Source organism: Candidatus Amarolinea dominans (assembly GCF_016704685.1).
Lineage (GTDB): Bacteria > Chloroflexota > Anaerolineae > SSC4 > Amarolineaceae > Amarolinea > Amarolinea dominans.
Genome location: NZ_JADIZS010000010.1, coordinates 75,674 through 99,127, shown reverse-complemented (window position 1 = coordinate 99,127; position 23,454 = coordinate 75,674). Strand labels below are relative to the sequence as shown.

Annotated in this window: 30 protein-coding genes; 8 read left to right on the top strand and 22 right to left on the bottom strand. The window is 59.9% G+C overall.

The window, feature by feature from the left end:
• Positions 1–12: 12 nt before the first annotated feature.
• The 5 genes from IPF85_RS08105 to IPF85_RS08085 form a co-directional block, all read right to left on the bottom strand.
• Positions 13–384: an EamA family transporter gene (locus IPF85_RS08105; protein WP_343407565.1), complete on the bottom strand. Its 372-nt coding sequence runs from the start codon at positions 382–384 to the stop codon at positions 13–15.
• A gap of 57 nt (positions 385–441) precedes the next feature.
• Positions 442–738 (bottom strand): Txe/YoeB family addiction module toxin, encoded by a 297-nt coding sequence (locus IPF85_RS08100; RefSeq protein ID WP_343407564.1) that lies wholly within the window; start codon positions 736–738, stop codon positions 442–444.
• Positions 707–1,009 carry a type II toxin-antitoxin system prevent-host-death family antitoxin gene (locus IPF85_RS08095; RefSeq protein ID WP_343407563.1) on the bottom strand — a complete coding sequence of 101 codons (303 nt, stop codon included), beginning with the start codon at positions 1,007–1,009 and terminating at the stop codon, positions 707–709. The genes IPF85_RS08100 and IPF85_RS08095 overlap by 32 nt, the downstream gene beginning before the upstream one ends.
• 138 nt (positions 1,010–1,147) lie before the next feature.
• Positions 1,148–1,786 (bottom strand): hypothetical protein, encoded by a 639-nt coding sequence (locus IPF85_RS08090; protein ID WP_343407562.1) that lies wholly within the window; start codon positions 1,784–1,786, stop codon positions 1,148–1,150.
• Positions 1,787–1,813: 27 nt separating this feature from the next.
• Positions 1,814–3,010 carry a LysM peptidoglycan-binding domain-containing protein gene (locus IPF85_RS08085; protein WP_343407561.1) on the bottom strand — a complete coding sequence of 399 codons (1,197 nt, stop codon included), beginning with the start codon at positions 3,008–3,010 and terminating at the stop codon, positions 1,814–1,816.
• A 347-nt stretch (positions 3,011–3,357) separates the two neighbouring features.
• On the opposite strand from IPF85_RS08085, the gene IPF85_RS08080 reads away from it, so the two are divergent.
• From IPF85_RS08080 to IPF85_RS08070, 3 genes are all read left to right on the top strand, one after another.
• Positions 3,358–3,573, top strand: coding sequence for a hypothetical protein (locus tag IPF85_RS08080; RefSeq protein WP_343407560.1), 216 nt, complete (start codon positions 3,358–3,360; stop codon positions 3,571–3,573).
• A 237-nt stretch (positions 3,574–3,810) separates the two neighbouring features.
• On the top strand, positions 3,811–4,623 hold the full coding sequence (locus IPF85_RS08075) for an SDR family oxidoreductase (protein WP_343407559.1): 813 nt from the start codon (positions 3,811–3,813) through the stop codon (positions 4,621–4,623).
• A gap of 78 nt (positions 4,624–4,701) precedes the next feature.
• Positions 4,702–5,610 (top strand): GNAT family N-acetyltransferase, encoded by a 909-nt coding sequence (locus tag IPF85_RS08070; protein ID WP_343407558.1) that lies wholly within the window; start codon positions 4,702–4,704, stop codon positions 5,608–5,610.
• Positions 5,611–5,738: 128 nt separating this feature from the next.
• On the opposite strand, the gene arsM is transcribed toward IPF85_RS08070, so the two are convergent.
• The 9 genes from arsM to IPF85_RS08025 form a co-directional block, all read right to left on the bottom strand.
• On the bottom strand, positions 5,739–6,689 hold the full coding sequence (arsM, locus tag IPF85_RS08065) for an arsenite methyltransferase (RefSeq protein WP_343407557.1): 951 nt from the start codon (positions 6,687–6,689) through the stop codon (positions 5,739–5,741).
• A gap of 118 nt (positions 6,690–6,807) precedes the next feature.
• Positions 6,808–7,131 carry a metalloregulator ArsR/SmtB family transcription factor gene (locus tag IPF85_RS08060; RefSeq protein WP_343407556.1) on the bottom strand — a complete coding sequence of 108 codons (324 nt, stop codon included), beginning with the start codon at positions 7,129–7,131 and terminating at the stop codon, positions 6,808–6,810.
• Between the two features lie 148 nt (positions 7,132–7,279).
• On the bottom strand, positions 7,280–7,537 hold the full coding sequence (locus IPF85_RS08055; RefSeq protein ID WP_343407555.1) for a hypothetical protein: 258 nt from the start codon (positions 7,535–7,537) through the stop codon (positions 7,280–7,282).
• 155 nt (positions 7,538–7,692) lie between these two features.
• Positions 7,693–7,977: a DUF2442 domain-containing protein gene (locus IPF85_RS08050; protein ID WP_343407554.1), complete on the bottom strand. Its 285-nt coding sequence runs from the start codon at positions 7,975–7,977 to the stop codon at positions 7,693–7,695.
• Positions 7,978–7,988: 11 nt separating this feature from the next.
• Positions 7,989–8,249 carry a DUF4160 domain-containing protein gene (locus IPF85_RS08045; protein WP_343407553.1) on the bottom strand — a complete coding sequence of 87 codons (261 nt, stop codon included), beginning with the start codon at positions 8,247–8,249 and terminating at the stop codon, positions 7,989–7,991.
• A gap of 191 nt (positions 8,250–8,440) precedes the next feature.
• Positions 8,441–8,743 carry a DUF2442 domain-containing protein gene (locus IPF85_RS08040; protein WP_343407552.1) on the bottom strand — a complete coding sequence of 101 codons (303 nt, stop codon included), beginning with the start codon at positions 8,741–8,743 and terminating at the stop codon, positions 8,441–8,443.
• Positions 8,724–8,960 carry a DUF4160 domain-containing protein gene (locus IPF85_RS08035; protein WP_343407551.1) on the bottom strand — a complete coding sequence of 79 codons (237 nt, stop codon included), beginning with the start codon at positions 8,958–8,960 and terminating at the stop codon, positions 8,724–8,726. Before IPF85_RS08035 ends, IPF85_RS08040 begins: the two co-directional genes overlap by 20 nt.
• A gap of 12 nt (positions 8,961–8,972) precedes the next feature.
• Positions 8,973–9,170: a hypothetical protein gene (locus tag IPF85_RS08030; RefSeq protein WP_343407550.1), complete on the bottom strand. Its 198-nt coding sequence runs from the start codon at positions 9,168–9,170 to the stop codon at positions 8,973–8,975.
• 135 nt (positions 9,171–9,305) lie between these two features.
• Positions 9,306–10,118 (bottom strand): M55 family metallopeptidase, encoded by an 813-nt coding sequence (locus IPF85_RS08025; protein WP_343407549.1) that lies wholly within the window; start codon positions 10,116–10,118, stop codon positions 9,306–9,308.
• A 348-nt stretch (positions 10,119–10,466) separates the two neighbouring features.
• Between IPF85_RS08025 and IPF85_RS08020 the strand changes: the two genes are divergently transcribed.
• The 5 genes from IPF85_RS08020 (at position 10,467) to IPF85_RS08000 (ending at position 16,671) form a co-directional block, all read left to right on the top strand.
• Positions 10,467–12,629, top strand: a complete 2,163-nt coding sequence (locus IPF85_RS08020; RefSeq protein WP_343407548.1) for a hypothetical protein — start codon at positions 10,467–10,469, stop codon at positions 12,627–12,629.
• A gap of 70 nt (positions 12,630–12,699) precedes the next feature.
• A complete protein-coding gene (locus tag IPF85_RS08015; protein ID WP_343407547.1) occupies positions 12,700–14,499 on the top strand; it encodes a hypothetical protein in 1,800 nt (599 codons plus the stop codon).
• Entirely contained in the window at positions 14,496–16,037 is a 1,542-nt protein-coding gene (locus tag IPF85_RS08010; protein ID WP_343407546.1) for a helicase-associated domain-containing protein, read from the top strand. Before IPF85_RS08015 ends, IPF85_RS08010 begins: the two co-directional genes overlap by 4 nt.
• Before the next feature lie 50 nt (positions 16,038–16,087).
• The gene (locus IPF85_RS08005; RefSeq protein WP_343407545.1) at positions 16,088–16,510 is read left to right on the top strand and encodes a hypothetical protein; all 423 of its coding nucleotides are present in this window, start codon (positions 16,088–16,090) and stop codon (positions 16,508–16,510) included.
• Positions 16,480–16,671 carry a hypothetical protein gene (locus IPF85_RS08000; protein ID WP_343407544.1) on the top strand — a complete coding sequence of 64 codons (192 nt, stop codon included), beginning with the start codon at positions 16,480–16,482 and terminating at the stop codon, positions 16,669–16,671. Before IPF85_RS08005 ends, IPF85_RS08000 begins: the two co-directional genes overlap by 31 nt.
• A 7-nt stretch (positions 16,672–16,678) precedes the next feature.
• Here the strand turns inward: IPF85_RS08000 and IPF85_RS07995 are convergent, their stop codons facing one another.
• The 8 genes from IPF85_RS07995 to IPF85_RS07960 form a co-directional block, all read right to left on the bottom strand.
• Positions 16,679–17,044, bottom strand: a complete 366-nt coding sequence (locus tag IPF85_RS07995; RefSeq protein ID WP_343407543.1) for a hypothetical protein — start codon at positions 17,042–17,044, stop codon at positions 16,679–16,681.
• A gap of 2 nt (positions 17,045–17,046) precedes the next feature.
• Positions 17,047–17,349 carry a hypothetical protein gene (locus tag IPF85_RS07990; protein WP_343407542.1) on the bottom strand — a complete coding sequence of 101 codons (303 nt, stop codon included), beginning with the start codon at positions 17,347–17,349 and terminating at the stop codon, positions 17,047–17,049.
• A 333-nt stretch (positions 17,350–17,682) separates the two neighbouring features.
• A complete protein-coding gene (locus tag IPF85_RS07985) occupies positions 17,683–18,933 on the bottom strand; it encodes a radical SAM protein (RefSeq protein WP_343407541.1) in 1,251 nt (416 codons plus the stop codon).
• Entirely contained in the window at positions 18,930–19,157 is a 228-nt protein-coding gene (locus IPF85_RS07980) for a hypothetical protein (RefSeq protein WP_343407540.1), read from the bottom strand. Before IPF85_RS07980 ends, IPF85_RS07985 begins: the two co-directional genes overlap by 4 nt.
• A complete protein-coding gene (locus IPF85_RS07975; protein WP_343407539.1) occupies positions 19,154–19,705 on the bottom strand; it encodes a hypothetical protein in 552 nt (183 codons plus the stop codon). The genes IPF85_RS07980 and IPF85_RS07975 overlap by 4 nt, the downstream gene beginning before the upstream one ends.
• On the bottom strand, positions 19,611–20,954 hold the full coding sequence (locus IPF85_RS07970; RefSeq protein ID WP_343407538.1) for a hypothetical protein: 1,344 nt from the start codon (positions 20,952–20,954) through the stop codon (positions 19,611–19,613). Before IPF85_RS07970 ends, IPF85_RS07975 begins: the two co-directional genes overlap by 95 nt.
• 27 nt (positions 20,955–20,981) lie before the next feature.
• Positions 20,982–22,205 carry an ATP-binding protein gene (locus IPF85_RS07965; protein ID WP_343407537.1) on the bottom strand — a complete coding sequence of 408 codons (1,224 nt, stop codon included), beginning with the start codon at positions 22,203–22,205 and terminating at the stop codon, positions 20,982–20,984.
• Between the two features lie 49 nt (positions 22,206–22,254).
• Positions 22,255–23,355, bottom strand: coding sequence for a hypothetical protein (locus IPF85_RS07960; RefSeq protein WP_343407536.1), 1,101 nt, complete (start codon positions 23,353–23,355; stop codon positions 22,255–22,257).
• Between the last annotated feature and the right edge of the window lie 99 nt (positions 23,356–23,454).

Genomic DNA, 23,454 nt, shown 5'->3' with positions numbered 1-23,454 from the left:
GGCTTGACCTTATCAGGTGCGCGCAACGATGACGACGCCCATAAAAATGACGGCAATGCCCACCCAGCGCAGCGCGGGCACATTTTCACCCAACACCAGGTAGGAGAGCAGCGGAATTAAGATATAGGAGAGAGCCAGCAGGGGATATGCGAAGCTCAGGTCGAGCCGCGACAAGACGACGAGCCAGAGCACGGCGCCCAGGCCATAGGCGGCCAGCCCGAACCAGATCGTAGGCACGCTTGCCACTGCCAACGCCGTTTGCAATGGCTGCTGTAGGGCGCTTGCACCCAGCCGTCCCACGGCGGTCATTCCGCTCTTGAGCAGGAGTTGACCGAGGGTGGCTGTACCCACAGCTCCGAGAACCAGAAGCAGCGAAAAGAGCATGGACTTCCCTTTCTTCACGATTCAATCCGCGCGAATTGATGAAATAACGACACGTCCTCAGTAATGATAACGGGCCTGAAGAAAATCTATGCGGTCGTGACTTACCAGGTATACAATACGATGTTCATCCGTCAGTCGCCGGGACCATGCACCAGGGGCAAAGTACTTCAAAGGCTCCGGTTTGCCCATACCGCTAAACGGATCGCGCATGACAGCTTCGACTAAATCGAATGTTCGTAAAGCGATCTTACGATCTGTCTCCACCCAGTAACGCAAATCGTCACGGAACTCTGGCTGAAATACGGCTACGCGCTGAAAATGCTCAGCCGCTGGCTTCTCTCGTCGCTGCCTCAAGGCTCACCTCACGGCGCAGATCTTCGATAGATTGTGGTTCAATATCGCGGTGCAGAGCGCGGTTTAGCGCAGCGAGTAAGCGTTCTGCATTCTTGGGTGAACGTAACAAGTAGGCCGTCTCCATCAAGCTGGTCAGCTCTGCGGCTGAAATCAAAGCCACATCTTCGACCCCACGCCGCTGGATAATAACGATGTCACGATTCGCGGTAACGCTGCTGCAGAGCTTGGCAAAGTTAGCGCGTGCTTGAGTATACGTAGTTTGGATTGTCATATAAGCCTCTCGTTATCGTTCTGTACTGCAATACTGTACAACGGTTCATTCTCTCTGTCAAATGCACCGCGCCACCTAAAGGCCAGGAGATGTCGGGTTGACATGCCCGATCTTGATCCCCGCGCCGCCTTCCCATTCCTACGTCGTCGCAGTCAACGCACGACGGCAGAAACCTTCGTGCAAGAGCGTGGTTGCCAGCAGGCGCTCCAGCTTGGGATCCTGAACGTTCAGCGCGGCGCGGTCAGCGATGAAAAGGGCCAGGCCGGCCGCCAGGTAGGCATGAGGATCACCGCTGGCGGCGGGCTGCGGGTCATAGCCCAGCCGCGCCAGGGATGCGATGCGCTGCCCCACCGCCTGCCAGCGCGGTGTGCTGCCGGCGCCATCGGACAGCCAGGCGCCATCGGCTGCACCCAGGCAGCCCAGGTGATGGTCGAGCAGGTGGGCGATCCAGAACCAGGCGTCGCCCAGGCCCCCCGCGGGGTTGGCAAGGTCGGCCAGGGCAATCTGCGCGACGTTGACCCGGCCAGGGGAATCATCGGACAGGCGACCGGGCGCATAGCCGCGCTGATCGCCGATCAGGATATGCCCGCTGGGTAGTTCGGCCCACCAGGCCAGCAGCGACGGCGGCAGGCGTCCCAATGCTTGGGCCAGGTGCTGCGCTGGTTCGAACGGGCTGCGAAAACTGGCGCGCACCGACGCGGGCGCCTGCGCCCAGGCTGTGGGCGCCAGGTGAATGTGTGCGTGCAGCAGTTGGCGAAGCGTTGGTGTCAGAGCCACGAGCGGCACCTATCAGCGCATTGCATGTCAGCGCAGGCGCAGCGTTTGCCCGATGCGCAGGATAGAGGCGGAGTTCAACCCGTTGAGCCGCGCCAGAGTTTGCCAGGAAGAGCCGAAGCGGGCGGCGATGGCTGACAACGAGTCGCCGGCGCGTACACGATAGACGGTCGGCGCCGGCGCGGGCGGCGCGGCGCTGGCCTGCGCCGGCGCGGTCAGGCGCAGCACCTGGCCGATGCGCAGGATAGATTTCGCGTTCAGCCCGTTCCATTGCGCCAGCGTCTGCCAGGTCAACCCAAAGCGGCCGGCAATGGAAGCCAGCGCGTCGCCTGCCTGCACGGTGTATGTTGTGGGAGGCTGTGGCGCAACCTGCGGCGCTGCATCTGCGGGCTGCACGGCCGCGGGTGGTTCAAGCGGCGGCGGTGCGGCTTGCTCCGGTGCGGGCGCGTCCGCGGGCGGTGTGACGGCGGGCGGCGCGGCGTCAGGGATGTCGAGCACCTGGCCTGCCTGCAGCCTGGTGGGATCCTTGATGTCGTTGAGTTGGGCAATGCGCAACCAGGGAATGCCCAGGCGGCGGCCGATGGCTTCCAGGGTGTCGCCCGGCTCCACAATGTAGGTGGAGCCAGTGACGAGCGCCTCACCGCCGGCAGAATCCACGGCCGGCGCCGGCTCGCCTGCGTCTGCAATCAACACGGCATCCGCCGCGGTGCCGCCATCGGCGCTGGCGGCGAAGAGCATGACCCACACCTGGCCCCAGCCGTTGGGGGGGACGGCCATGCCCACACCGATTTCCCTGTAATGGCGGTGCATGAGGTTCTCATAATGCGGGGGATCTGCCAGCCACCAGGCAAAGCCCTTTTCCAGGGCGCGGCTGTAGACCCAATTCTCGCTGACGAGCGACGCATTGTAGCCGGCGCGGCGCACGCGTTCGGGCGCACGGCTGCCATCCGAACCCACATGGCCCAGGTGGCCGCTGGCGATGATGTCATTGACATGAGCCTGCGCGACCTGGCTCAGCAGTGGATTGAGCCAGTAGGGGTTGAGACCGCGCTGACTGCGCGCACGATTGGTGAGGCGAACCATCTGTTCGATCAAGGGAGAAGGTGCGGGTGAAACAGGGGCTTCCTGTGCGGCTGCTGGCAAGGGAACCAATCCGATGCCGATGAGAAGGCACCAGATGCCCAGGAACAGATGGCCCACCGACGGACGATGGGTGGTTGAGAACATGGGCGCATTATAGCGAGGGCGTGCGAAATGGTCAAACTGCCCGCGCGTGCTCGTCCATAGTACCGATGACCCATTTTTTCGCATCTGTAAGGTAATCGTAAGCCCCGGGGCTTGTGTCAGGCGCCAGAACGCGCTATGCTGTACTGCAAGCGGAAATAGACTTCACACTTCCACAAAAGGAAACAGGCGCAATTCGTGTCCGCTTGCAGTATATATTTAATCCCGCATAGTGTGTGCCACGTGAGCAGTTGAGGTCAACGCACACATCTGTAACAGAGTCAGTTATGCCGCCTCGATAACCTCCCGTCGTTCAACAAATTTAACATCTCAAGAAGGAGTATCGCATCATGATGATGGGTTGGGAGATCACAGTCTCCGCTACCAGGCTTGTGGCTTCGCTCATTATAGCCCTGGTCACCGGCATTGCACTCTCTGCGTTTCTGGCCGCCATCGGTCATGCGCATGGTTACAATCCGGAGGCCATATTCAATCTGGCCGGCCTGAGCATCACCGGCTATATGATCGCCTGGTTTTGGCAACGCCATCGCGCGTTAGCGCGCTGAACCGACAAGTATACTGCAAATCGTTCCAAAAGCCTGGGCTAAAGGCGTCGCAACCCTTGCTGCCCAGGCTTTTTTGTGCCCGCGGCCGACCCCACATCCACAGGCCGTTTGCGCGTGACGAATGAGCCTGAGTGGGGTTACACCAGGTGACAATTTCTGTCTGGCGCTCCCACACCGCTGGGACAGCGCCGAGGTATCTTCTCAAGTATCATCACAAATCCGGAGGAAAGACAACCGATGAGTGACCAATCATTCAAAGGCAAGTGGGCGCTCATTTTGGGCGCTTCCAGTGGCATGGGCGCAGCCGTCTCGCGCGAGCTGGCGAAGGCGGGCATGAACATTTTCGGCGTACACCTGGACATGAAGACGACCCTGCCCCTGGTCAAGACCCTGATCGAAGACATCGAAGGCTATGGTAGCCAGGCGATGTTTTTCAATGTCAACGCGGCAGACGAGACCAAGCGCGGGCGTGTGCTGGACAAGGTGCAGGAGACGCTGGCCGCCGCGGGCGCCGAGAGCACCGTGCATGTCATGATGCACTCGCTGGCGTTCGGCACCCTGCTGCCCTTCGTGCATGAAGACCCGGCGCAGCGCATCAGCAAGGCGCAGATGGACATGACGCTGGATGTGATGGCGCACAGCCTGGTCTACTGGACGCAGGATTTGATGGATCGCCATCTGCTAGGGCGCGGCAGTCGCATCTTTGCCATGACCAGCGAAGGGTCGCATCGCGTGGTGACGAATTACGGCGCGGTGTCCGCGGCCAAGGCCGCGCTGGAATCGCACACGCGCGTGCTGGCGCAGGAGTTGGGCAAGCAAGGCATCCTGGTCAACTGCATTCAGGCTGGCGTCACCGACACGCCGGCGCTGCGCAAGATTCCCGGCAACGAAAAGATCGTCGAAGGCGCGCTGCGCCGCAACCCGGTGGGTCGCCTGACCACCACGCAGGACGTGGCGATCACCATCCGCCAGTTGTCACACCCGGACATTCGGTGGGTCAGTGGCTCGATTATCTTCGTGGATGGCGGCGAAGACGCCTGCGCAGGTTAAACCCGAACGCTTGATCGCATCAACCCGCTGGTCCCTCCGGCGGGTTACACGTGATGACACGCGAGGACATGTGACAAAATGACCACAGGTGAAATCCTGGCCCTGTACGACGCAGAGATGCGCCGCGACCCCTTCGACCCGTTTGGCCGCGTGGAAAAGCTGCCGGATCTGACGCGGGTGATGATGGAACCGCCCGGCCGTCACGGCGGCTGGATTCTTTACACGCGGCTCAGCCCTGAAACGGCTGACGAGGCCATTGCGACGCAGATCGCAGACATGAGCAGGCACATGGAGACAGCCGGCCGGGGTCTCGAGGACAGAGACGGAAATACCCAGGGAGGTATCGAGAGAGGCATAGAAAGCAGCTTCGAGAGCAGCTTCGAGAGCAGCTTCGAGAGCAGCTTCGAGAGCAGCTTCGAGAGCAGCTTCGAATGGAAGGTGTTCGATCACGATACGCCGGCCGATCTCAAGCAGCGGCTCATCGCCCACGGCTTCGAGCCGGACGAGCCAGAGGCGCTGATGGCGCTCGATCTGGAGGAGGCGCCGGCGCGGCTCCTCCAGCCCGTGAGCGCCGACATCCTGCGTATCACTGACCCGGCGCAGTTGAGCCTGGTCGCCGCGGTGCAGGCGCAGGTGTGGGAAAAGCCGACGCCAGGGTTGGAGGATGAGTTGGCGCAGACGCTGCGCACCCATCCCGACCTGATGAGCATCTTTCAGGCCTATGCAGACGACAAACCGGTGGCCAATGCCCGCATCTGTTACCATCCCGGCCGCCGGTTTGCCGATCTGTGGGGCGGCTCCACGCTGCCGGCCTATCGCGGCCGCGGCATCTACACCGCGCTGGTGGCCGTGCGGGCACAAGAGGCCCGCACCCGCGGTGTGCGTTTTCTCACCGTGGATGCCAGTCCGATGAGCCGCCCTATCCTGCAAAAACTGGGCTTCCGCCACCTGGTCTACACGACGCCGTTTGTGTGGACAAAGCGCTGACGCCCGCCCTCATGGTAATACGGCCCATTCCGGCTTACCCTCGCGTGCAATCACCTGTACAGATGCGCTCATCGGACTATCCCTCCGCGTGGGGCTATCTTCAGGACCAAGATCACCAATACCTCGTGTTATTTACGCGCCCGAATTTTGATGCTCGCCATGACGCGGTCAAGGGAGACGCCGTGCAGGTGGCCGTTGGCCTGCGCCTGCAGCGCGGCGATGTCGCTGGCGCTCAGCACCTCGGTGATGGGCAGATAGTCCCGCGCCGCCACCTCGACCTCCCGAAAACCGGCCTGACGGATCGCCTCCACATAATCGCTCTCCAGCCAGGCGCCGGCCACGCAGCCGGCCCAGGAGTCCAGGTCGCCGCGCAGCGCTTCAGGGATCGGCACCTCGAAGACCATGTCTGACACAGCCAGCTCGCCGCCCGGTTTGAGCACACGCAGGGCTTCCCGAAAGACTTGGGGTTTGTCCGGCGACAGGTTGATGACGCAGTTGGAGATGATGACATCCACCGAGTCGTCCTCCACCGGCATCTCTTCGATCTCACCCCAGCGAAACTCCACGTTTGTCAGGCCCAGTTTTTTGGCGTTGCGCCGCGCCAGCCGGATCATATCGGTGGTCATGTCCAGGCCGATGACGCGGCCGGTCGGGCCAACCTGGCGCGCGGCCAGGAAACAGTCAATGCCGCCGCCGCTGCCCAGGTCGAGCACGGTCTGGCCGGCGCGCAGGCCGGCGATGGCGGTTGGGTTGCCGCATCCCAACGAAATGGCCGTCACCGAATCCGGTAGATCGGAAAGTTGGTCAGACGAGTAGAGGGCGCCGGCCACGCTGGAGGTCGGCTCACCCGCGACGTTGACCAGCTCCAGGCTGCTCAGGTCCAGCGTCACTGAGCTGGCAGGGCCGCAGCAGCCGCCGGCCGCGGCGGCGGTGGTTGGCTCACAGCAGCTCACGGGCGCGGGCCGGGCTTCGAGGTCGGCCGAGTTGACCTGGCGCGCGAGGGCGCCGTAACGATCCTGCACGCGACCGCGCACGCGGTCGGCATCGAGCGGGGCGGTAGGGGTGTTCATCGTTGACATACTTCAGACTCCTTGCGATTGATGTGATTCGTTCGCCATTCACCGGCGGTTGATCGGCTGGCGATCCTCAACTTGCATAGACGAACATCTATGGATAAGATCAAAAAAACAGCCTGGCTCAGGCAGGAGGCTGATGGGGCTGCAGCGACCAGATTTCCTGTTCGGGCGCGAACCTCTGCAGGAACACCCCGCAGCAAATCGCCACCGCGTCCTGGTTCAGGCTGTAATAGACCTGACGACCCTCGCGGCGCATCGTGACCAGCCCGGTTTCACGCAGCAGGTTCAAATGATGGGAAACCGTGGGTTGGCTGACCTCATTGCCGTCGTGCGCCAGCCGCTCCACCACGTCCGTGACGCACAGCTCACTACAGCACAGAATCTGCATGATCTGCTGGCGGGTTTCATCCGCTATCGTTTTCGCGAACGCGAGTAAGTCGGTCATGGTTTGCATATCGCATAGATGTTCATCTATGGGTTAGTATACCAGGTCAGAGGGAGGCTGTCAAAAATCCAACAGCTCGATCTCACATCATACATCAATTCGTGTCATGCGGTTCTTGCGCCAAAAGTTACAAACTTATTCAGCGATCTCAAACGCCAGATCGCTGCGCTGCTGCCATCTCCACATGCTGCACGATGGGAAGCTTTATCATTTGCAGCACCAATCGCAAAGCCTCGTTGACTGCTTCATCCGTTGGAAACGCCTCGACTACATCAGGCGCAAGCAGGACTACGTTCTTGCCAGTGCGCCGCCCAGGCGCGAACCTTCCCTTTGGGACGATTGTCATTCTACTCAGATCGTACTCACCACGCAATTCATAGTCACTGGGGTCATTCTGCTTCTGCATAGAATAATTCCTCTTTCGAGCGCGGCAACGATGTGATCGGTTGATTCTCGTAGGGCGAGGTAGTTGCCCCAATCCTGGTCGCGTTGGTACATGCGATAGTCCTTTCACAATGTACATCTGGCGAGCTGACGATGAGCGCCTGATGCGACTATTGCTCAAGCCAAGACGGCCGCCGATTCTTCCATCCACGCGGGCTTGAGGTCGTAGTAGAGAACATCCGGATCAATATCCGCGCCATTATCCCAGGCGATGGCGCCGCCCGCGATCTTCATGGCTCGGAACCGAGCAGGGTTGCTCCGCAGCGGCTCGAAGATGGGGCCGTGCAGGTAGATCGCAAGATCAATTTCTCGGCGCGTGCCATTGTCGAAAGTGACCAGCACCTTGAACTCTTGTAGGGGTTCGATGGCGCAAACACGCACGCGGGGGCCAAATTTCCCCATGTCTTGCCTCCTCAATCCAACGGCTCAATCTCTGTCAATGGCACCTGTTCTCGCGCTCTATCCCAGTTCGTCCGGAGCTCAGGGCGGTGATCCAATGCCCACTCCACAACCATGCTATGAGCGCGCCTCGGTAGATGACCGCGCAGAATGTCCAGTGTCTCGATGGTATAGACTGCCTCGAACTCGCCATACTCGGCATGAAAGTGAGGCGGCGAATGGTCGTTGAAGTACATGTAAATGACGACGCCGAAGAAAGCTGAAATGCTGGGCATCGGTTCAGTCTCCTGCTCACAATTATATATCAATCCGTGTAATGGCGACAACTCTCAAGCATTCGCTCAAATCGGCGGCGCATTTCCTCGCTGGAGATCCAGCCCTCGACGCGGGCGCCAGCCCACAAACGCTCGATCAAGTCATTAAACCAGGTGACAAGCACCTGATGTGCTTAATGCTCAGAACCTGCTCACCTATGCATTTGGCGTGCATTTAACCAGCGCTTGAGTGACTGGGGGCTTTCACCACTTTGTCGTCCCGCCAATAACCCTTCCACGCCGATATGCTCATCCAGATCAGGCCATTCGATCGCATAGCCGTCTCCCAAGAGTTGCCAATTCTGCCGCTCCATGTCAGAAGCATTGAACAAACGAGGGTACCAGGATAGGGGCACATGCATTCGACGACCATCGGCCAGATCCACGGTCAGGTCATCATCTGTCACAGCAACTTCCACGGCGACAGGGTCGATCTCAAGCACCAAAGTACTCATGCCACGCCTCCAAGAGATATTGCTCATGCCTTACCACGAGACGCGCGATGCGGTTCAGTTCGTGCCCGGGAAAATCGCGATTCTTGGCAAGCACAACTGGGTCAAGCCAGAACTTGGCGATTCGCCGCTCGCGTTTCACGTGTATGTGAGGCGGCTCGCCCTTATCGGAACTAAAGAAAATGAAGCTATAGGGACCATCTTCAAGTACAGTGGGCATAGTATTTTCGTCTCACATGTCCTCGTTATTGTCAATGTTCTTGATTGCCTGCAACAGCCGCCTGCGGTTCGGCTCCGACCGCAGCAGATAGTCAGTCTCGTCTACTTCAGTGACCGTGATCTCCACTTCCCTGTCCCTAAAGAGCGTTTGTAGAGCTTGGATGAACTGCTCATTCAATTCATTGACATTCAGACGATAGACAGTGACCACGTTACCAGACTCCCTTCTACACCACCCATTCACTTAGAATGGTGCTGGCATACACATCTACGTCATTGTACATGAAAGCAACATGACCGCCAAACACGCCTCCGCGGTCTCGGTCACGACGCACGTTCATGCCTGTCATCCGGCCGTCATCGAAATGCCGAACATGAAGAAGCGCAGCACCTCGAAGTAGTCGTCCGCCTCGAATTGCACGACGTGGGGCCGGGCAAGTCGGGCGCCGGGGAAGAAGCTGGCCTGCCGCGCGTTCGTGTGCAGTCTGAAATACACTTCGCTTGTGAAGTGTGGCGGCATGGTCACGCGACAGCGGCTGACATCGCCGCGCAGCGCCGTTTCGACGCTGCTGCGGATGCGTTCAACAGCCAGGCCGGGATGAATGCTGCTGGTGGCGTCCCCCACCCCTTCCATGACCGCAACGGTGGACAGGGCCGGCAGGAAATCCTGGGCATCCCGGCAAATGCCGGCGTCGCCGGAGAGAAAAACCACCGGCACGGCCAACCAGCCCGCGGTGTAGGCATTGATCAGGAACTCGGACGCGTCGCGGTCGTTGATCTTGACGTAGACGACGCGGTCGGTCAGAGTATGCGCCAGCGGCGAGGCGTCGGAACCGGAGCGTGAGTGGTAGCCAATCATGAGCGCCGCCTGAAAGGTCTCATCCAGGCCGGCCATCATCGAATAGGGGTCGAGCGTCCAGCTCCGAATCAGCCGGACCGCACGCGGCAGTTTCGATGCAATCAGGTTGCGCCCGGTCCAATGCGCATCTTTGACCACGATCTCCGTCGCGCCCGCGCTGAGCGCACCTTCGCACGCCGCGGCAACTTCGGCTGTCATTTGCTCGCGATACTCCGTATAATCGGCATGCGCCTTGTCCGTCTCGTTCCAGTTGGTAGCTCCCGTCACGCCTTCGATATCGGCGGAAATGAACACCTTCACAGCACACCTCCTGTTGAATCTCTTTTTACCTATGGCGCCGGCAAAAATCGGCTCAGCGACAAAGGCACTATACACTTCCGTCTGTAGTTTGTCAACCCGCTCCCCACGCAACCCCCGCGCAACCCCCACGTAATGACTGGCGGCAATCTCGGATTTACTGCTTGTCCTGCTGCAAGCGCTGTGTTATAATTCAAGACAATTGCTCTTGCTACGCTTGGGCGGATTTCTAGCGGTGTTACGGCGCAACGAGATACCCGGAAACCAACTTTAGTTAGGCCCCCTGTCCGAGTGGTAGAATCAATCAGGGCGCCGAAAAACAACCTGGTAAGTCATACAGGTGGAGTCCACGTGTCAGATCCAGCACAACAGCTCAAGAATCTCAATCCGAATGAACGCGAGGTCCTGGCCCTGCTCGTCACTGCGGACAGGATCAAACAGAGCGTCAACCGCCAGTCCGCCGTGCGGCTTGTCGGTCTCGATGCCACGGTCGCGCGCGGCGTCCTGGACCGGCTGGTAGCGATGGGCATCCTGAACGCATCGCAGGGAAAGGCCATTAACAGCCACTATACGATTGCGCCGCTCTACCAGGCTGCGGCACAGGCGCTGGTCGAGCATGTCACCCTCACACCGGTCAGAGGGGCCAACGTCCGAAAACCCGCCACGCCATCGTTCGATGAATGGCTGGCCGATTTGCACCATCTGCAGCATGACCCTCGCCCCTGGTCTCCCTCCGCCGCTATTTCAAGCCGGCTGGAAGCGGCGGACGTCGCCCTCCATGAAGCCGGTTTGCTGGCGCCGTTCTGGATGGGATTGTTGGTCTCGAAAAATGGACGGGCCTATCCCAGCCCTGAATTGCACCATTTCCTGGCTCTCCCTCCCGACAGCCAGGTGGCCCAAATTCTCTGGACTCTCCAGCGCGCTGACCCCGCACTCGCGGAACTCCTGCTCCGGATCTGCCGCCTGGGGCAACCGCAGCAATGGTATTACCTGGCAGACATCAGGCACCTGCGGCGCTCCACCATCTCGCAACTGTCCGAATGGGCATCCGACCACACGGATCTCCTCAGGAGTCATTTGGCCTGGCCGCTCAGCGTTGGATTGATCTCACTGGCTCTGTCGAGCGACGGCGGGCACGTGTTCCAGATGAGCCAACTGCTGGGCGATTGGAGCAAAGCCGGCGCCCATGCACAGCCGCCCGCCGCCCATCGCGACGCAAATCGCTTCCTGACGCTGCTGCTGCACGACACCGGGCGGCTGCAAGCGCTGGAGCGCACCTGGCTGGGATCAGTTTCAGCCAAGGGAACCGTCCCCGAGCGGGTCACCAGCCTGCTGACCGCCATGACCACGGCGTCACATATCAAGGCCCAGATCCATCAGCAGCCTCCCGGTACCCAACAGATCTTGCGGCGTATGCTGGCGACCAGGAATTACACCCTTCAGGGAGCCGGATCAGGCGAACTGACCCACCTGAAGTCCCTGCAAACTACCGGCCTGGTATTCGCCCTGCCGGCCGGCGCAGAGTGGGGTCTACCGGTGGAACTTGCTGCACCGCTCCTGGCCTACTTCGAAGGCAGGGATCAGTCTGATCAGCAGAGCACCTGGCTGGGCGAGGCGCCCTGGATGCGCAACGATGGCCTGTCTGTGCATAGCGACCTGCTGGCCTTCTGGCTGAGCCTGACGGATCTCGAATACGATGTGTCCACCCCCACCAACCGCACCTTCGACTCCTATGGCCGACCCACTTCCACTCCCTGGTTGCTGCGCCGCAATGATCAGGAAACTTACTACTACGAATCTCGCTACAGCTGGTTGGCAGGACTAGCGAACCATCATGATTGGGTGCTATCTTCATCCAGCCCCGCTGCACTCAAGAACAAGGCGGTCTTTACCTTTCTTCGCATGCCCTGGAAGCAGCGTCATTACGAACTGCTGCGAACAGCCCACACGGTCGCGACTCAGAATCAGTGCAGCCTGCGCGGCCTGGCCAATGCCCTACTCAGCCGCCCGGATGGCGCCTGGACGCGTCTCAGTTGGCTCTACGAGTTCATGTTGGACAACCCCGCCCTGGCCGGTTACGGCAGCTCCTGGAACAGGCCGACCCCGGAAGGAGTCACGAACAACGTCAACACCCGGTTGATCAACCCGCTGCTCTGGCTCGGGCTGCTCGAACTGGCAGCCCAAGAGAGCGGACTTGTCGCTGTCCGCCTGACCCCCTTGGGGCGTGAACTGTTGCCCATGCCATTCGAGAAGAGCGCGGCCAACCCTGGGGGCACAAGCCCCGTCTCCCCGCAGGTAAAACTGCGCCAACCAGGCATTCTCAGCATCGAAAATCATCCCGCCGTGGTAGAATTGATCTATCGCGCCGCACGCACCGGCAACATCCTGGCAGTCGGCCACACCTGGGAAATCGAGCTAACGGGTAAGCACCTGCAGCAGGTTTCAGCCAAAAACCTGGCCGAATTGCAGAGGCTCCTCCAACCCTACCGAATCGAAGTGAAAGGCCAGGCATGATACGGGTGTTCGTTCCGATCGAAGAGCTGCGCTGGCCGGATGACCCTCCCAGGCGCAAAGGATCAGTCGCTTGAGCACAAAACCACAACAAGACGCCATCAAAGCCCATCTGCAGAGCAAGGTCGTTGCGGAAATGCGCGACATGGCCCGCAAACGCGGGGTCAAACTGCCCACTGGGCCACGAGATGCCATCGTCGAGATCATGGCGGCCAACCTCAGCGATCCTGCGGCCAACCACGCCGTCATCAATAGCCTCACTCCCGAACTTCGCCAAACGCTCGACCTGCTGGCCTGGAATGGCTTTATGAGATTCCCAGATCTGACAGCGCTGGTGCAGCCGTGGAAGATCGAACGCACGTCCGAAGAAGTGGCGGCCGATCTGCACCAACTGGGTGGCTACGGCCTGGCCTTCATGCCGTCTGGGACCGGCTACATCATTTCGCCTGCGGTCGTCAATCTGACGCCGGTCGCCTTGCCGGCGCCCGTTCAGCCCAAGACACCTCCTTCTTTCTCTTCCCCTGACGCCGTTGCACCTCACACCCTTGACGCCCTGGTCATCGCCCTGGCCAGCTACGTGATGACGCACCCCGTCCGCCTGACGGTTTCCTCACGGTGGGATCAGCCTTTGCCACAGTCGGGCGCAGCGATCGCGGCCGTTCGCACCAGGCTCGATCTGCCGGGCGACCTGCTCAGCGCCTTTCCCGACGTGCCTCCCGTCACCTGGGAACTGGCCCTGGCCCTGCTACTGCACACCCAGATCATGACCACGACGACTACTTCGTCCGTCAATCGCCAAAGCCTTCTGGAATTGGCCGGCCAGGCGCCTGCTGTCCGCCTCAACCGCCTTTTTGCAGCCTGGCAAGCGCTCGGTTCCTGGGGTGAATGGCGTCTGCTGGGACAGCAGAAACGGATCGAGATGGTCGTGCAGCCGAGTTTCGTGCAGAACCGGCAGATAGCAACGCCAGCCGGACTGGACAACACCTGCCTGGCGGACCGCGCCACCCTGCTGCGCCTGCTCGAACGCCTGACTCCTGGTCAGTGGTATCTCAGCCGGGACCTGACGCACGCCATGTCCCAACTGAGTCCCAACTTTCCCAAGTTCTCCCAAGACCCAGCGTGGGGACTGGCCCTGGCGGGTCACACCACCGCCCTGAAGCGTGACAGCGACGCCTGGCAGATTGGCCTCGGCGCATTCATCGAACAATGGCTGCATGGCCCCCTGACCTGGTTGGGTGGGCTGGCCTGGCGCGGCGATTTCTTCAGCCTGACCCCGCTGGGCGCCTGGCTGCTCGATCTCGAAACCGCTCCGCCCTCTCTCGCGGCGCCGCACACCGGCCTGCAGGTCATGGACGATGGCAAACTCAAGATCGCTGTTGCCAGCACCGACCAGGAAGCGTGGGGCACCGTGTTCCACAGCGCGGCCCTGGCGCTGGATCAGCCGCAGCCGGCGGCGGATGGCAGCCTCCTGTTCAGGGTGCAGCCCGACTTGCTGGCAATCAGCCTGGACCAGGGCGCCGACCCCGCCGCCATCCTGGCCGGCCTGGAGCGCGGCCTCGGCGGTTCATCTGCGGCGCAGCGCCTGCTGCAGACCGTTCAACATTGGCTCGGCGCCTATGGCCGCATTCGCATCTTCGAAAACATCGCGCGGCTCGACCTGGCAGATGATTTCGCCCTGCAGGAAATCCAGGCCGGCGCGCTGCCCGCACCGCTGCGCCCACTCACCCGCACCCTGGCCGTCATCCCCGATCAGGCCTTCGACGCCGTGCGCGATGCCCTGATCGCACGCGGCCACACGCCAACCGTCATCAGCGATCTGCCCAAAGAGGAACACGCCTCGCCCGCCGGGACGCACAAAGGGACGGCGCCATGAACCCCACCTTGCTCGACCTTCTGTCACTCGTCAACGACCAGGTGCTGGACGCCATCCGCTTGGCGCGCCTGGCGCCGCAGCAGTCGCTGCCGGCGCTGGCGCAGCAGCTTGCTGAGCCAGAGGCGATCCAGGCCGCGTACCGAGCCTTGCCCGTGACCGAAAAAACGATCATGGATCGGCTCCTGCTGCGCGGAACCGACCAGGCGGTGCCTCTGCAGATCGAACTGGTGAGCGCAGGGTTGATCGAATCGGATGGTTCGCCGAAGGTGCCCAATCATTTCCGCTACATACCGCATCTGGCGCGATCTACCTCGCAGCGCTTCAGCGATGTCACCGCACGCCTGTTGACGGCCGGCCTGGTTTTCACCGGTGAACCTTCGTTCTTCAGTCCGCAGCCGCTCGATTTTGGCCCAGGAGAAACACTGTGCGTGCCCGCTGAGGTTCTGAGCGTCCTGCCGCAGCCTGAATCGAAGTTCCAGGTGTTGGACGACAGCGCGGCCAGCACACGGCGGATCGGTCGCGGGAACCTGGCCCATCTGCGTTTTTTTGCCTTGTGGGAGCATCTTTCGCGCCAACCGCTCCGCCTGACGATCCAGGGCGAGTTTCATCGCGTGGACTTGCGCAAAGCCAGCCGCGCGCTGAACATCGGCGGCCAGACTCTGAACGATCGGGAAGCCCAGGAGATCACCGAGTTCTATGCGACACTGGCCACCGGTCTGGGCATTCTGGAGACAAGGGACGGGTTGCTCGTCAGTTGTCCGGAGCCGAGTTTCCTCGGCCTGCCGCAGGCCGATTTCTTGTTCCTGGCCCTGGAAGCTTTCCATCAGCGCGGGCGACTGGCTGAAGCAACTGAGCTGGCCAATGATGTGGGGCAGGCAAAAAGGACAGCAGCGGCGCAGCGCGCCCTGTTGAAATTCTTGCAGGTCGTTCCAGCCGGCGTCTGGATCAGTTTCGATTCGTTCTCACAGCAGGTCAGCCTTTGGGCGCCGGAACTGCTGCGCCCGCGCGCGGCGCAGGCCTTACCGCCTGTACAAAAATGGAGCGATTACGAACGGCCCTTCATCACGGAGTCCGTGCAAGGGCCGTTCCATTGGCTGGGCGCATGCGACATTGCCCTGGACGCTGTGGGGCAGGCGATTGCGTTTCGCGTTTCAGCCGACGGCCTGGCGACTCTCCTGGGCGTCGCGCCGCAGGAGACATCTACACCCGGGCTGATCGTGGTGCAGCCAACTTTTCAGGTCGTTGCCTTGCCGCGGCTGGATTTTCGGTCACTCATTCAGCTCAGCACCTTTGCCGACTTGACGCGGTTGGCCGAAGCGCCAGAGTTCAAGTTGACCAAGTCCAGCCTGTACCGAGCCGCGCAGGCCGGCCTGACGCTGGAGCAGATCGTTGATTTGTTGCAGCAATGGAGCCACAGCCCGCTGCCCGGCAACGTGCAGCGAGATGGAAGAATGGGTCGGCCGGCACGCGTGTCACGCTGCGCCACTCCGCGCCCCTGCTGCAAACCGAAAGTGAGGCGCTGCTCGATCAGCTCCTGACCGATCCGGCGCTTGCCCCCTTCTTCGGGCAAAGGCTGGCGCCCACCATCGTGGAGCTGGCCCTGGACCAGGCGCACGGCCCGGGGGTGCTCTGGCGCGAGCTGCTGGCACGCGGGGAATTGGCGATGCAGATGCCGCCGGCTGCGCCTGTGGGCGCCTGGCGAGTGACAGCCGAAGGAGAGCTGCAGTCTGCGGCCGCTCTGCCAGACCCTCTCTGGCTGCCGCTGCTGCAGCGGGTAGCAACGCCGGGCGCCGCAGCCGGTGAGCAGCCGACCAGGGTTTGGACCATCACCGCGGAGAAAGTGAAGGCGGTGGTGGACAAGAATGCCACGGCCGAACCCTTCCTGGCGCTGTTGCGGCAGTTGGCGCCAGGTCCGCTGCCGGCCGAGCTGGTTCAGCGCATCGAACGCTGGGCGTCCGCCGGAGAAGGCCCAGGTAGGCCATGTCACCTTGCTGCGGGTGGGTACGGCTGAGGCGGCGATACAACTGCTGGCCGACCGCAGTCTGCGCGGCGCTCAAGCCGCTGCCCGGCGCGGACAGCACCTGGCTCGTGGTCAAGGAAGATACGCTCTCCCGCGTGCGCGCCCGCCTGGCGGAATGGGAAGTGATCGTCAGCGAAGGGGTGTGGGATTAGGCTCGGATCAGAACTCGTCTTCGTCGAGCGCCGCGACCAGCGGCTGGGCGACCAGTTCACGCCAGGCGGCGAGAATCGTTTCATCGGCCATGTTCGCCAGGAGCCGATCGGTCACCGGACCGGGATCGCACTTGAGTGCAGGAAATGCCAGCAGGAGCATGGCGATGTCGCGCCAATCGGTTCCGGCCTTCGGGCTGCTGCGGCGCTGCGCGTAAGCCGTGACTTTGCTGGCAAGCAGCTCGACGGGCGCGATGACCTGGACTCCGGCAAGTCGTTCGATCGCGGGCAAGGCTTTCACCGCGCGTATATCAACCAGGTGACGGTTACCGGTTTTCTGCACCTGGTAGAGCCGGAAGCCGCGACCGCCAGGCAACCTCACGAACGCACGGCGATGTGAAAGCGTCGCGCCAGGTAAGCTCGCAGTTCTTCGGCCAGTTCGGTTGGGTGCGTCGCCATGAGGTCAATGTCCTGGGTCATGCGCGGCTCATGCACATAGGCGTTGACTGCTTGCGCACCGAACACAGCGACATCATTGCGGTCACGCAGAAAATCGAGCACCGCCGCATGAATCGTCGCCAGCGGCAGCGGTTCGGCCGTGACGTATTCGCGCAACAGCAAAGCACCCGCGTTCAGCACAGGCTCGTAGGTGATAGCGGGGGCGGCAAGATCGGCTTTCATGGTGACGCAAACCCCTTCGATGGCTCTCTTCCGGCAGCAACACAACCAGAACGCGGTCATTCTACTACGAGTCTACGTCCATCGCAACACGGCCAGGAGAACCTTCAGTAGTTCCAAATGTAGCACACATTCAACCACAAAGAGCACAGAGAACACAAAGAAACGGCAGATCAGACGCAAATCGGCAACTTCTCTGCGTTCTTTGTGATCTCTGTGGTTAAAAACCAGGCTACATTTGGAACTACTGGGAGAACCCTCTCCCTGCTTGGTCACGACAGCTCCTGGAATTCACCAACCCTGGAAAAAATCGCGGCCGGCTCCTGCCGTCATAAATCACAGCGGCAGCGCCAACAACCCCTTTTGGTACAGAGTTCCGACCAGGCTGAGCGCCGGCTGGCCGAAGTCCTGCGCCAGCGTGCGTAGGGTCGTCTTGCCGTTGAATGCAGCGAGCAGCGGCTGCGCGTCGGGGCGCAGCGACACCACGGCGTTGCCGGCCAGGAGCACAAAACCAAATTGCTCCACACGCAGCCGGTAGCGCGGTTCGGGTTTCATGTCCGGATGCAGTTTCAGGGGGGCCGGCAGGCGCGGCGCCGCGTGCAGCGGAATGGCATCCCCGATCAGCGGGTCTTTTTCCAGCCCCAGCTCCATCGCTACGGCCCTGCAGCCTCCGTGGCAGGCGCTGAAGACACCGCACTCATGGCATTGAGCGGGTACGCCCTCGCGGAAGGCTTGCATTTCGTGCGAATGCCAGGCTGCCTCTAGTGACTGCTTCAACAGATTGCCGGCCAACAGATACGAGTGATTGCACGGCCGCAGATTGCCCCAGGGATCAACCGTGGCGTAGGCCACACCGGCCAGGCAGCCGCTCGATGAGTTGGGCGTCAGGCACTGCGGCACGCAAATGCCAAACTGCGCTGGCCGCCCGGCGGCTTTCAGGCGATCAATCAGGTTGACGGCTCGGATCAGCTCCTGCTTCGATAGATCGCTGCTGGGCAGAGGCGCTCCCAGATAGCGATTGAAGGTGACATGGCGCGCGCCCAGCGCCAGCGCCAGATCCATGATGGCGGCCAGCGCATGTTGATTGGCCTGGGTCAAAACGGTGCTGGTGGTGACCGGGATGCCGCGAGCGACCGTCAATCGGATATTCTCCACAGTTTCTGCGAACGAGCCGGCCACACCGCTGAACTGCTCATGCTCAGCAGCCGTGTGGCCGTGCAGCGAGATCACGAGGCCGGTCAACTGCGGCGCCGCGGCCAGGAAATCAAGCAGAATCTCCGGCTGCCGCCAACGACCGTTTGTGAAAAGCGAAAACTCGATGCCCCTATCGGCGACGGCGCGCACGATCGCCGCGAAATCTGGATGCAGCGTGGCTTCCCCGCCGGTCAGCTTGATACGGCTGGCGTGCGGCGCGATCTGGTCGAGCACCGTGGCCCACTGCGCCGCGTTCAAGGGCCGGTGGCGGAGCTGACCCCGGCGGGTCTGTTTATCGTCAATGAAGACGTTATAACACCCCGGGCAGCGGTTGTTGCAGGCCGGGGTCAATTCCAACGAATAGAGCACCGGCGCCGACAGCGTGTGAATCACGGGATTGCCTCGGCGGCGCCTGGGGCGACGATGAGATCCGAGTCGCTGCCGCAGGCGCCGCAATTCGAATCGAACGCCGGTTGAGACAGATCGGGCCGCGGCGCCGCCGTCTCATCTAACTCAACCGGCAGCAATGGCGCCCCTGCGCCGGAATCGAACAGCTCGATAGTCAGTCTCATGGCGAGGAGAGCAGAAGGCGTCTCCCATTCAGACGTATTGCTCATTGCACAGCTTCCTCCTCGCTCAGGCCGGCTATATCTTCGATGACAAGTAGGAGACGCTTGGGAACGACGTTGTAGGTCTGGCCCACCTGGCGGACGACGTCACGCAGGTGATCGAGCCGCTCACCCTTCAGCGGGCGGATACGGCGATAAACGGCCGCCAGAGTCTCACGCAGGCGCGGGGCAACGTCTGAGAATTTCTCGAAATAGGCAACCGAGATGACGAATTCAGTCATCATTTGCTCAAGCAAAAGATCCTTGCCCGCGCCCGTTAGCGTCTCGTCCAGGCCCTTGGACGTCCAAATGGCCCGCTGCAGGTGCAGCTTGCCCAGGGCCAGCCAGTATTCATCAATTGGATCATCTATCTTGCCAAAACCGCCCGGCTGCAGCCGATACTCCGGTGGTATCGCTTGTTCGATACGCGCCAGCCATTCTCGTGCCGTGGGTAAGTCACCGCTATCGGCGTAGGTCTGGGCCAGGTCGTCGTAGGTGTCGAGCGCCTGGCGGGCAAGCTGGAATTGATCGGCTATATTGGCGGCTTGAAGTTGCACCGCAATGGCCTGGCGCGCTTTGCCCTTGCATCTTCTGCCGATTGGCCGATCGTCTCAGAGCGAAAGCCCAGTCAATGTAGGTGTCCGCCAGCTCATTCAGTGCTTGCCAACAGCGCAACGGTTCCTTTACCTGATCCTCTTGCGGGTTGTCGGTAACGAAGATGGTGAGCGCTTCTTCCAGGGCTGTCACAGCCTTGGAAAACAACGCATTGGCGCTCTCGATGTTGTACGACCCACGCTTGGCGCGATCGCCTTGCATACGATAGGCCTGACCGAGGGTGAGCGTGGCCAGGCCGAGGGCACGGCGGCTATTGAGTTCGTTGGCAATCCTCTTGGCTTCTTCCGCAGGGTGAATAGCTTCAAGTGGTCTCCCCAACAGCACGTGGATAGCGGCTTGGGTGGTGAGACTCATGGCGAGGGGGAAGCGCAGACGTAGCTCACGGCGCAGACTGAGGGCATCTTCGATCAAGGAGTCCGCGTTGTATTGGCGTCCCATGACCGCGTACAGATAGGCTTCGTTGTTGGTTGTGTCGGCCAGTTCATCTTTCAGTTCGGCTTCACGCAGGTAGCGTACGGCATGGCGGTAATCAGTCAAGGCCCTGCTGTAGCGCCCACTCACCCAACATGCATAGGCTCGATTGTTGTAGGCTCGCCCCAGGATACGTTGACGCCACCACTGTTGATACTCATCTACCGGGACGGCCGGCGTCAGCAAATCTATGGCCAAATTCAGCCCTTGTCGGCCAGACGCCTCATTGCCACTGTAGATCAGGGCCTCTGCATAGTAGGTCAACAGGTGCGCCCAGAAGTAAACATCATCGGTGTCGAAGATGAGCTTGGCCTTCACAACGAGCGCAGGTTCCAGCACAGGTGCTGGCAGCATTGGGGCAAACATGTCACGGACCGCGGATGGTGCAAATTGCAAAATAGTCTCCGCAATCTGCACCGCTTTTTGATTGTCGCCGCGAATAATGTGGCGTTTGACCCAACGGATGGCACTATCACGATCCACCGTTGTCTGGCTCAGTCCAAAGTAAGCCGCGCGACGGACCGCGTCTGGCTGTTGGAAGAAGCGCAGGAACTCGTCACGCAGGCGCATGTCGAAGCCGCGCTGGTCGGCTTTGATCGCCTCTTCATCCCAGCGCAAAGCAGACTTCAAGCCGCGCCGAGGTCTGGCACGCAATTCATAGTGCAACACATCAATCTTGATGTCTTGCTGTGTCTCGTCGTCGCTGTTCTGATTGAGCATCGCGTGATAGTAGCCGGCGATTTTTTCTCACCACCTGATGCGATCTGGGAGCGCCATGCATCCCATTGTTGGATCATCAAGCACGTCATACATCTCGTCATGCAGGTAAATGCGTGGCCAGTCTGGACGCGACTTGACGAAGGTGAAACGCTTCATGCCATCCAGGCGCTGCTGACACTCGTCCAACGACCAACCCGGCTCAAGGTAGTGCAACAACTTGGCGTCGAGTCCCTGACGCGTGAGTGCCAGGTATGGCAAGGTGTCTACCACCGGGTAGCCAGTCTCCAATTCTTGGATGCGAGCGATCACGCGTTGCGCGATTTCGTGCCAACGTTCATCGGGACTGCGGTGGTCAGATAATCTACGTGAGAATAGATCTTCAAAATCTCCGCCGCTGTACACAGCCAGGTCAATCAGGAGGGCAAGCCGAATGGGGCGCCCGCCAGTGTACGCGTACAACCAGGCTGGTTCGACCTCAATCGTATGGCGCATGCGTTTCTGACGAATAGCCATCGCGATAATTTCTTGAAAGTAGTATGCGGTTTCTGCTTCGTCAAAACCGGCCAGTTCATAAGCGGCATAGCACCAATCAGATTTATCGGCAAACGCTGCGCGCAGGTCGGCGTCCAGTTTCATACTCTTGGGGCGACCGGCAAAAATGATAACTGTGTTGTTTAATTGTGGCAGGGTTTCGAGTAGCCACGTCTTTACCGTGATCGCTTCCTCTTGTACCTGGCAGATGGTTTGGATGAGATCGTTTTCATACTGAATCAGCTCAACTGTATCAAAGGTGAGCACGACGCGTGTCTTGCCAGCAAGCGTATTGAAAGCCCCGATAAACGCGGCCGCGAGTTGAGTGCGCAGCATTTCGCGTTGGTGCGCATCCATGTGTTCACGATGTTGGTGCTCGAAGTTGGATCGCATGTCCCAGTAGTGAGCGAAGTACTCCCGATCTGGATCAATGGCCTCACAGATTGCCTTCTCGATACCACTGTTGCTATGCATGCCCGATAGGTAAAGATCAATTATGCCGCTCCAGCCTACAAGGCGTGTGGAGAAACTAACTTGCTTTATCCTATCACCTATCTCCTCGAGTAGTCGAGTTTTTCCGATGCCTCCAGGGCCGTAGAAATAAAAAGCATACGATCTTAGCCAGTCCTTTACGGCCCGCTGGATTCGATCCGTTTCAGTTGTTCGGCCAATGAGGTGCGGTGTACGTAAAGCATAATGCCTGGTAGGAATCACACTCATCGTTTGCCTCCTTACACTTGACACTGATTCTCCCTTGGGTGACATACAGCTACGTGACCTGCGATCTTACCGACGCGATCCATTGCTCCAACTTGAAGAACAACGAGCCAAGTAGCTGCTGCAATTCTTTGTCAGATTTTAGAAACTTGTGCAAGCGTCCAATACTCAGGCGATCGTAGCGTGCGGGTCTCAGGAAAGGAGAAAGTTTGGTTTCAAGTTCATTCCACAATATCTCGTCGTCATCTGATTGAGACCGACCAACAGAAATAACGTGAAATGTTGCCTCGATGACATCAGTGGGGTCGAGTTCGGGGCTTTCCTGTAGCCGTTTCAAATAGAAATCCTCAGCCAGTTGATCTCGCAGGCGGTGACTGTAGGGTTTTTCCTGACTCAGCCAGATACTTATCACACTACGAACCGTGGGATCCACACAGTAGTGCGATGTCACGCTCCAATTCACAAGCCCGGTTGCAAGTAGACTATCAACGACCCGAATGAAATACGAAAGTGGCTTGGATTCTAGGCTTGCCCCCTCGTCATGTCTTGCAAGGAAGGATCTAAGATGTTCGATGTCAAAACGGCGTAGCGCAGAAGCCAATGTTATGTATTCTCGAATATCCTGCGCAAACGGGTCAAGCCAAGACGTGACCACGTCACCTAATAATGAGGCCATCGGTGTTGACCCCGCGCCGTTCATTGATGAGGTTAAACGTCGAATAGCACCTGGGTGACCGTGGGAATATGAAAAAAACTCTCTTGAAACTCGCTCAACATCAACGTTCGGAACACACCGACCGATAAAATCAGTCACTTCCATGCTGTCAAACGGCGCTAGTTTCCACACGTCAAACATGGATCTTTGAAGGTCATGCATCTCCATCCTTTGTTGGCGACTCACAAGAATCATCATTGTGTTCTTTTGATCCGCAAGAGGTAACCATATTTCGTCGACAAACCAGGCATACCAATTGGGACGCTCTTGTTCAAGAACGTCAATTGAATCGAACACGCAGATCGGCACAAAACGCTCAGTTGGTATTTGGAGAAGCGCCATGATGTCTTGAGGTCTTGTTGACGACGGAGTCTTGATATCTTCATCTGAGATTCGGCTTCGGATCGAGCCATCAATTTCTGCTGTCCGGGATAGCATTTCGTATATTTTCTTAATGAGAAGACTCAGGAGTTCAGCCCGTGAGGTTATTCGTTCCGTTGTTAAAATGTCAAAGTCAAAGACCAGAGAGCACGTCCC

Bases quoted from the DNA above. Each gene is read 5' to 3' on its own strand.
- IPF85_RS08050 (WP_343407554.1), bottom strand. From the start codon at position 7,977: ATGGGGAAATTTGGCCCCCGCGTGCGTGTTTGCGCCATCGAACCCCTA.
- IPF85_RS07980 (WP_343407540.1), bottom strand. From the start codon at position 19,157: ATGAGCAATACGTCTGAATGGGAGACGCCTTCTGCTCTCCTCGCCATG.
- IPF85_RS08070 (WP_343407558.1), top strand. From the start codon at position 4,702: ATGACCACAGGTGAAATCCTGGCCCTGTACGACGCAGAGATGCGCCGC.
- IPF85_RS07965 (WP_343407537.1), bottom strand. From the start codon at position 22,205: ATGAGTGTGATTCCTACCAGGCATTATGCTTTACGTACACCGCACCTC.
- IPF85_RS08075 (WP_343407559.1), top strand. From the start codon at position 3,811: ATGAGTGACCAATCATTCAAAGGCAAGTGGGCGCTCATTTTGGGCGCT.
- IPF85_RS07970 (WP_343407538.1), bottom strand. From the start codon at position 20,954: ATGCTCAATCAGAACAGCGACGACGAGACACAGCAAGACATCAAGATT.
- IPF85_RS08060 (WP_343407556.1), bottom strand. From the start codon at position 7,131: ATGACCGACTTACTCGCGTTCGCGAAAACGATAGCGGATGAAACCCGC.
- arsM (WP_343407557.1), bottom strand. From the start codon at position 6,689: ATGTCAACGATGAACACCCCTACCGCCCCGCTCGATGCCGACCGCGTG.
- IPF85_RS08035 (WP_343407551.1), bottom strand. From the start codon at position 8,960: ATGCCCACTGTACTTGAAGATGGTCCCTATAGCTTCATTTTCTTTAGT.
- IPF85_RS08085 (WP_343407561.1), bottom strand. From the start codon at position 3,010: ATGTTCTCAACCACCCATCGTCCGTCGGTGGGCCATCTGTTCCTGGGC.
- IPF85_RS08000 (WP_343407544.1), top strand. From the start codon at position 16,480: ATGTCACCTTGCTGCGGGTGGGTACGGCTGAGGCGGCGATACAACTGC.
- IPF85_RS07960 (WP_343407536.1), bottom strand. From the start codon at position 23,355: ATGCTATCCCGGACAGCAGAAATTGATGGCTCGATCCGAAGCCGAATC.
- IPF85_RS08055 (WP_343407555.1), bottom strand. From the start codon at position 7,537: ATGCAGAAGCAGAATGACCCCAGTGACTATGAATTGCGTGGTGAGTAC.
- IPF85_RS07990 (WP_343407542.1), bottom strand. From the start codon at position 17,349: ATGAAAGCCGATCTTGCCGCCCCCGCTATCACCTACGAGCCTGTGCTG.
- IPF85_RS08105 (WP_343407565.1), bottom strand. From the start codon at position 384: ATGCTCTTTTCGCTGCTTCTGGTTCTCGGAGCTGTGGGTACAGCCACC.
- IPF85_RS08040 (WP_343407552.1), bottom strand. From the start codon at position 8,743: ATGAGTACTTTGGTGCTTGAGATCGACCCTGTCGCCGTGGAAGTTGCT.
- IPF85_RS08095 (WP_343407563.1), bottom strand. From the start codon at position 1,009: ATGACAATCCAAACTACGTATACTCAAGCACGCGCTAACTTTGCCAAG.
- IPF85_RS08080 (WP_343407560.1), top strand. From the start codon at position 3,358: ATGATGATGGGTTGGGAGATCACAGTCTCCGCTACCAGGCTTGTGGCT.
- IPF85_RS08010 (WP_343407546.1), top strand. From the start codon at position 14,496: ATGAACCCCACCTTGCTCGACCTTCTGTCACTCGTCAACGACCAGGTG.
- IPF85_RS08045 (WP_343407553.1), bottom strand. From the start codon at position 8,249: ATGCCCAGCATTTCAGCTTTCTTCGGCGTCGTCATTTACATGTACTTC.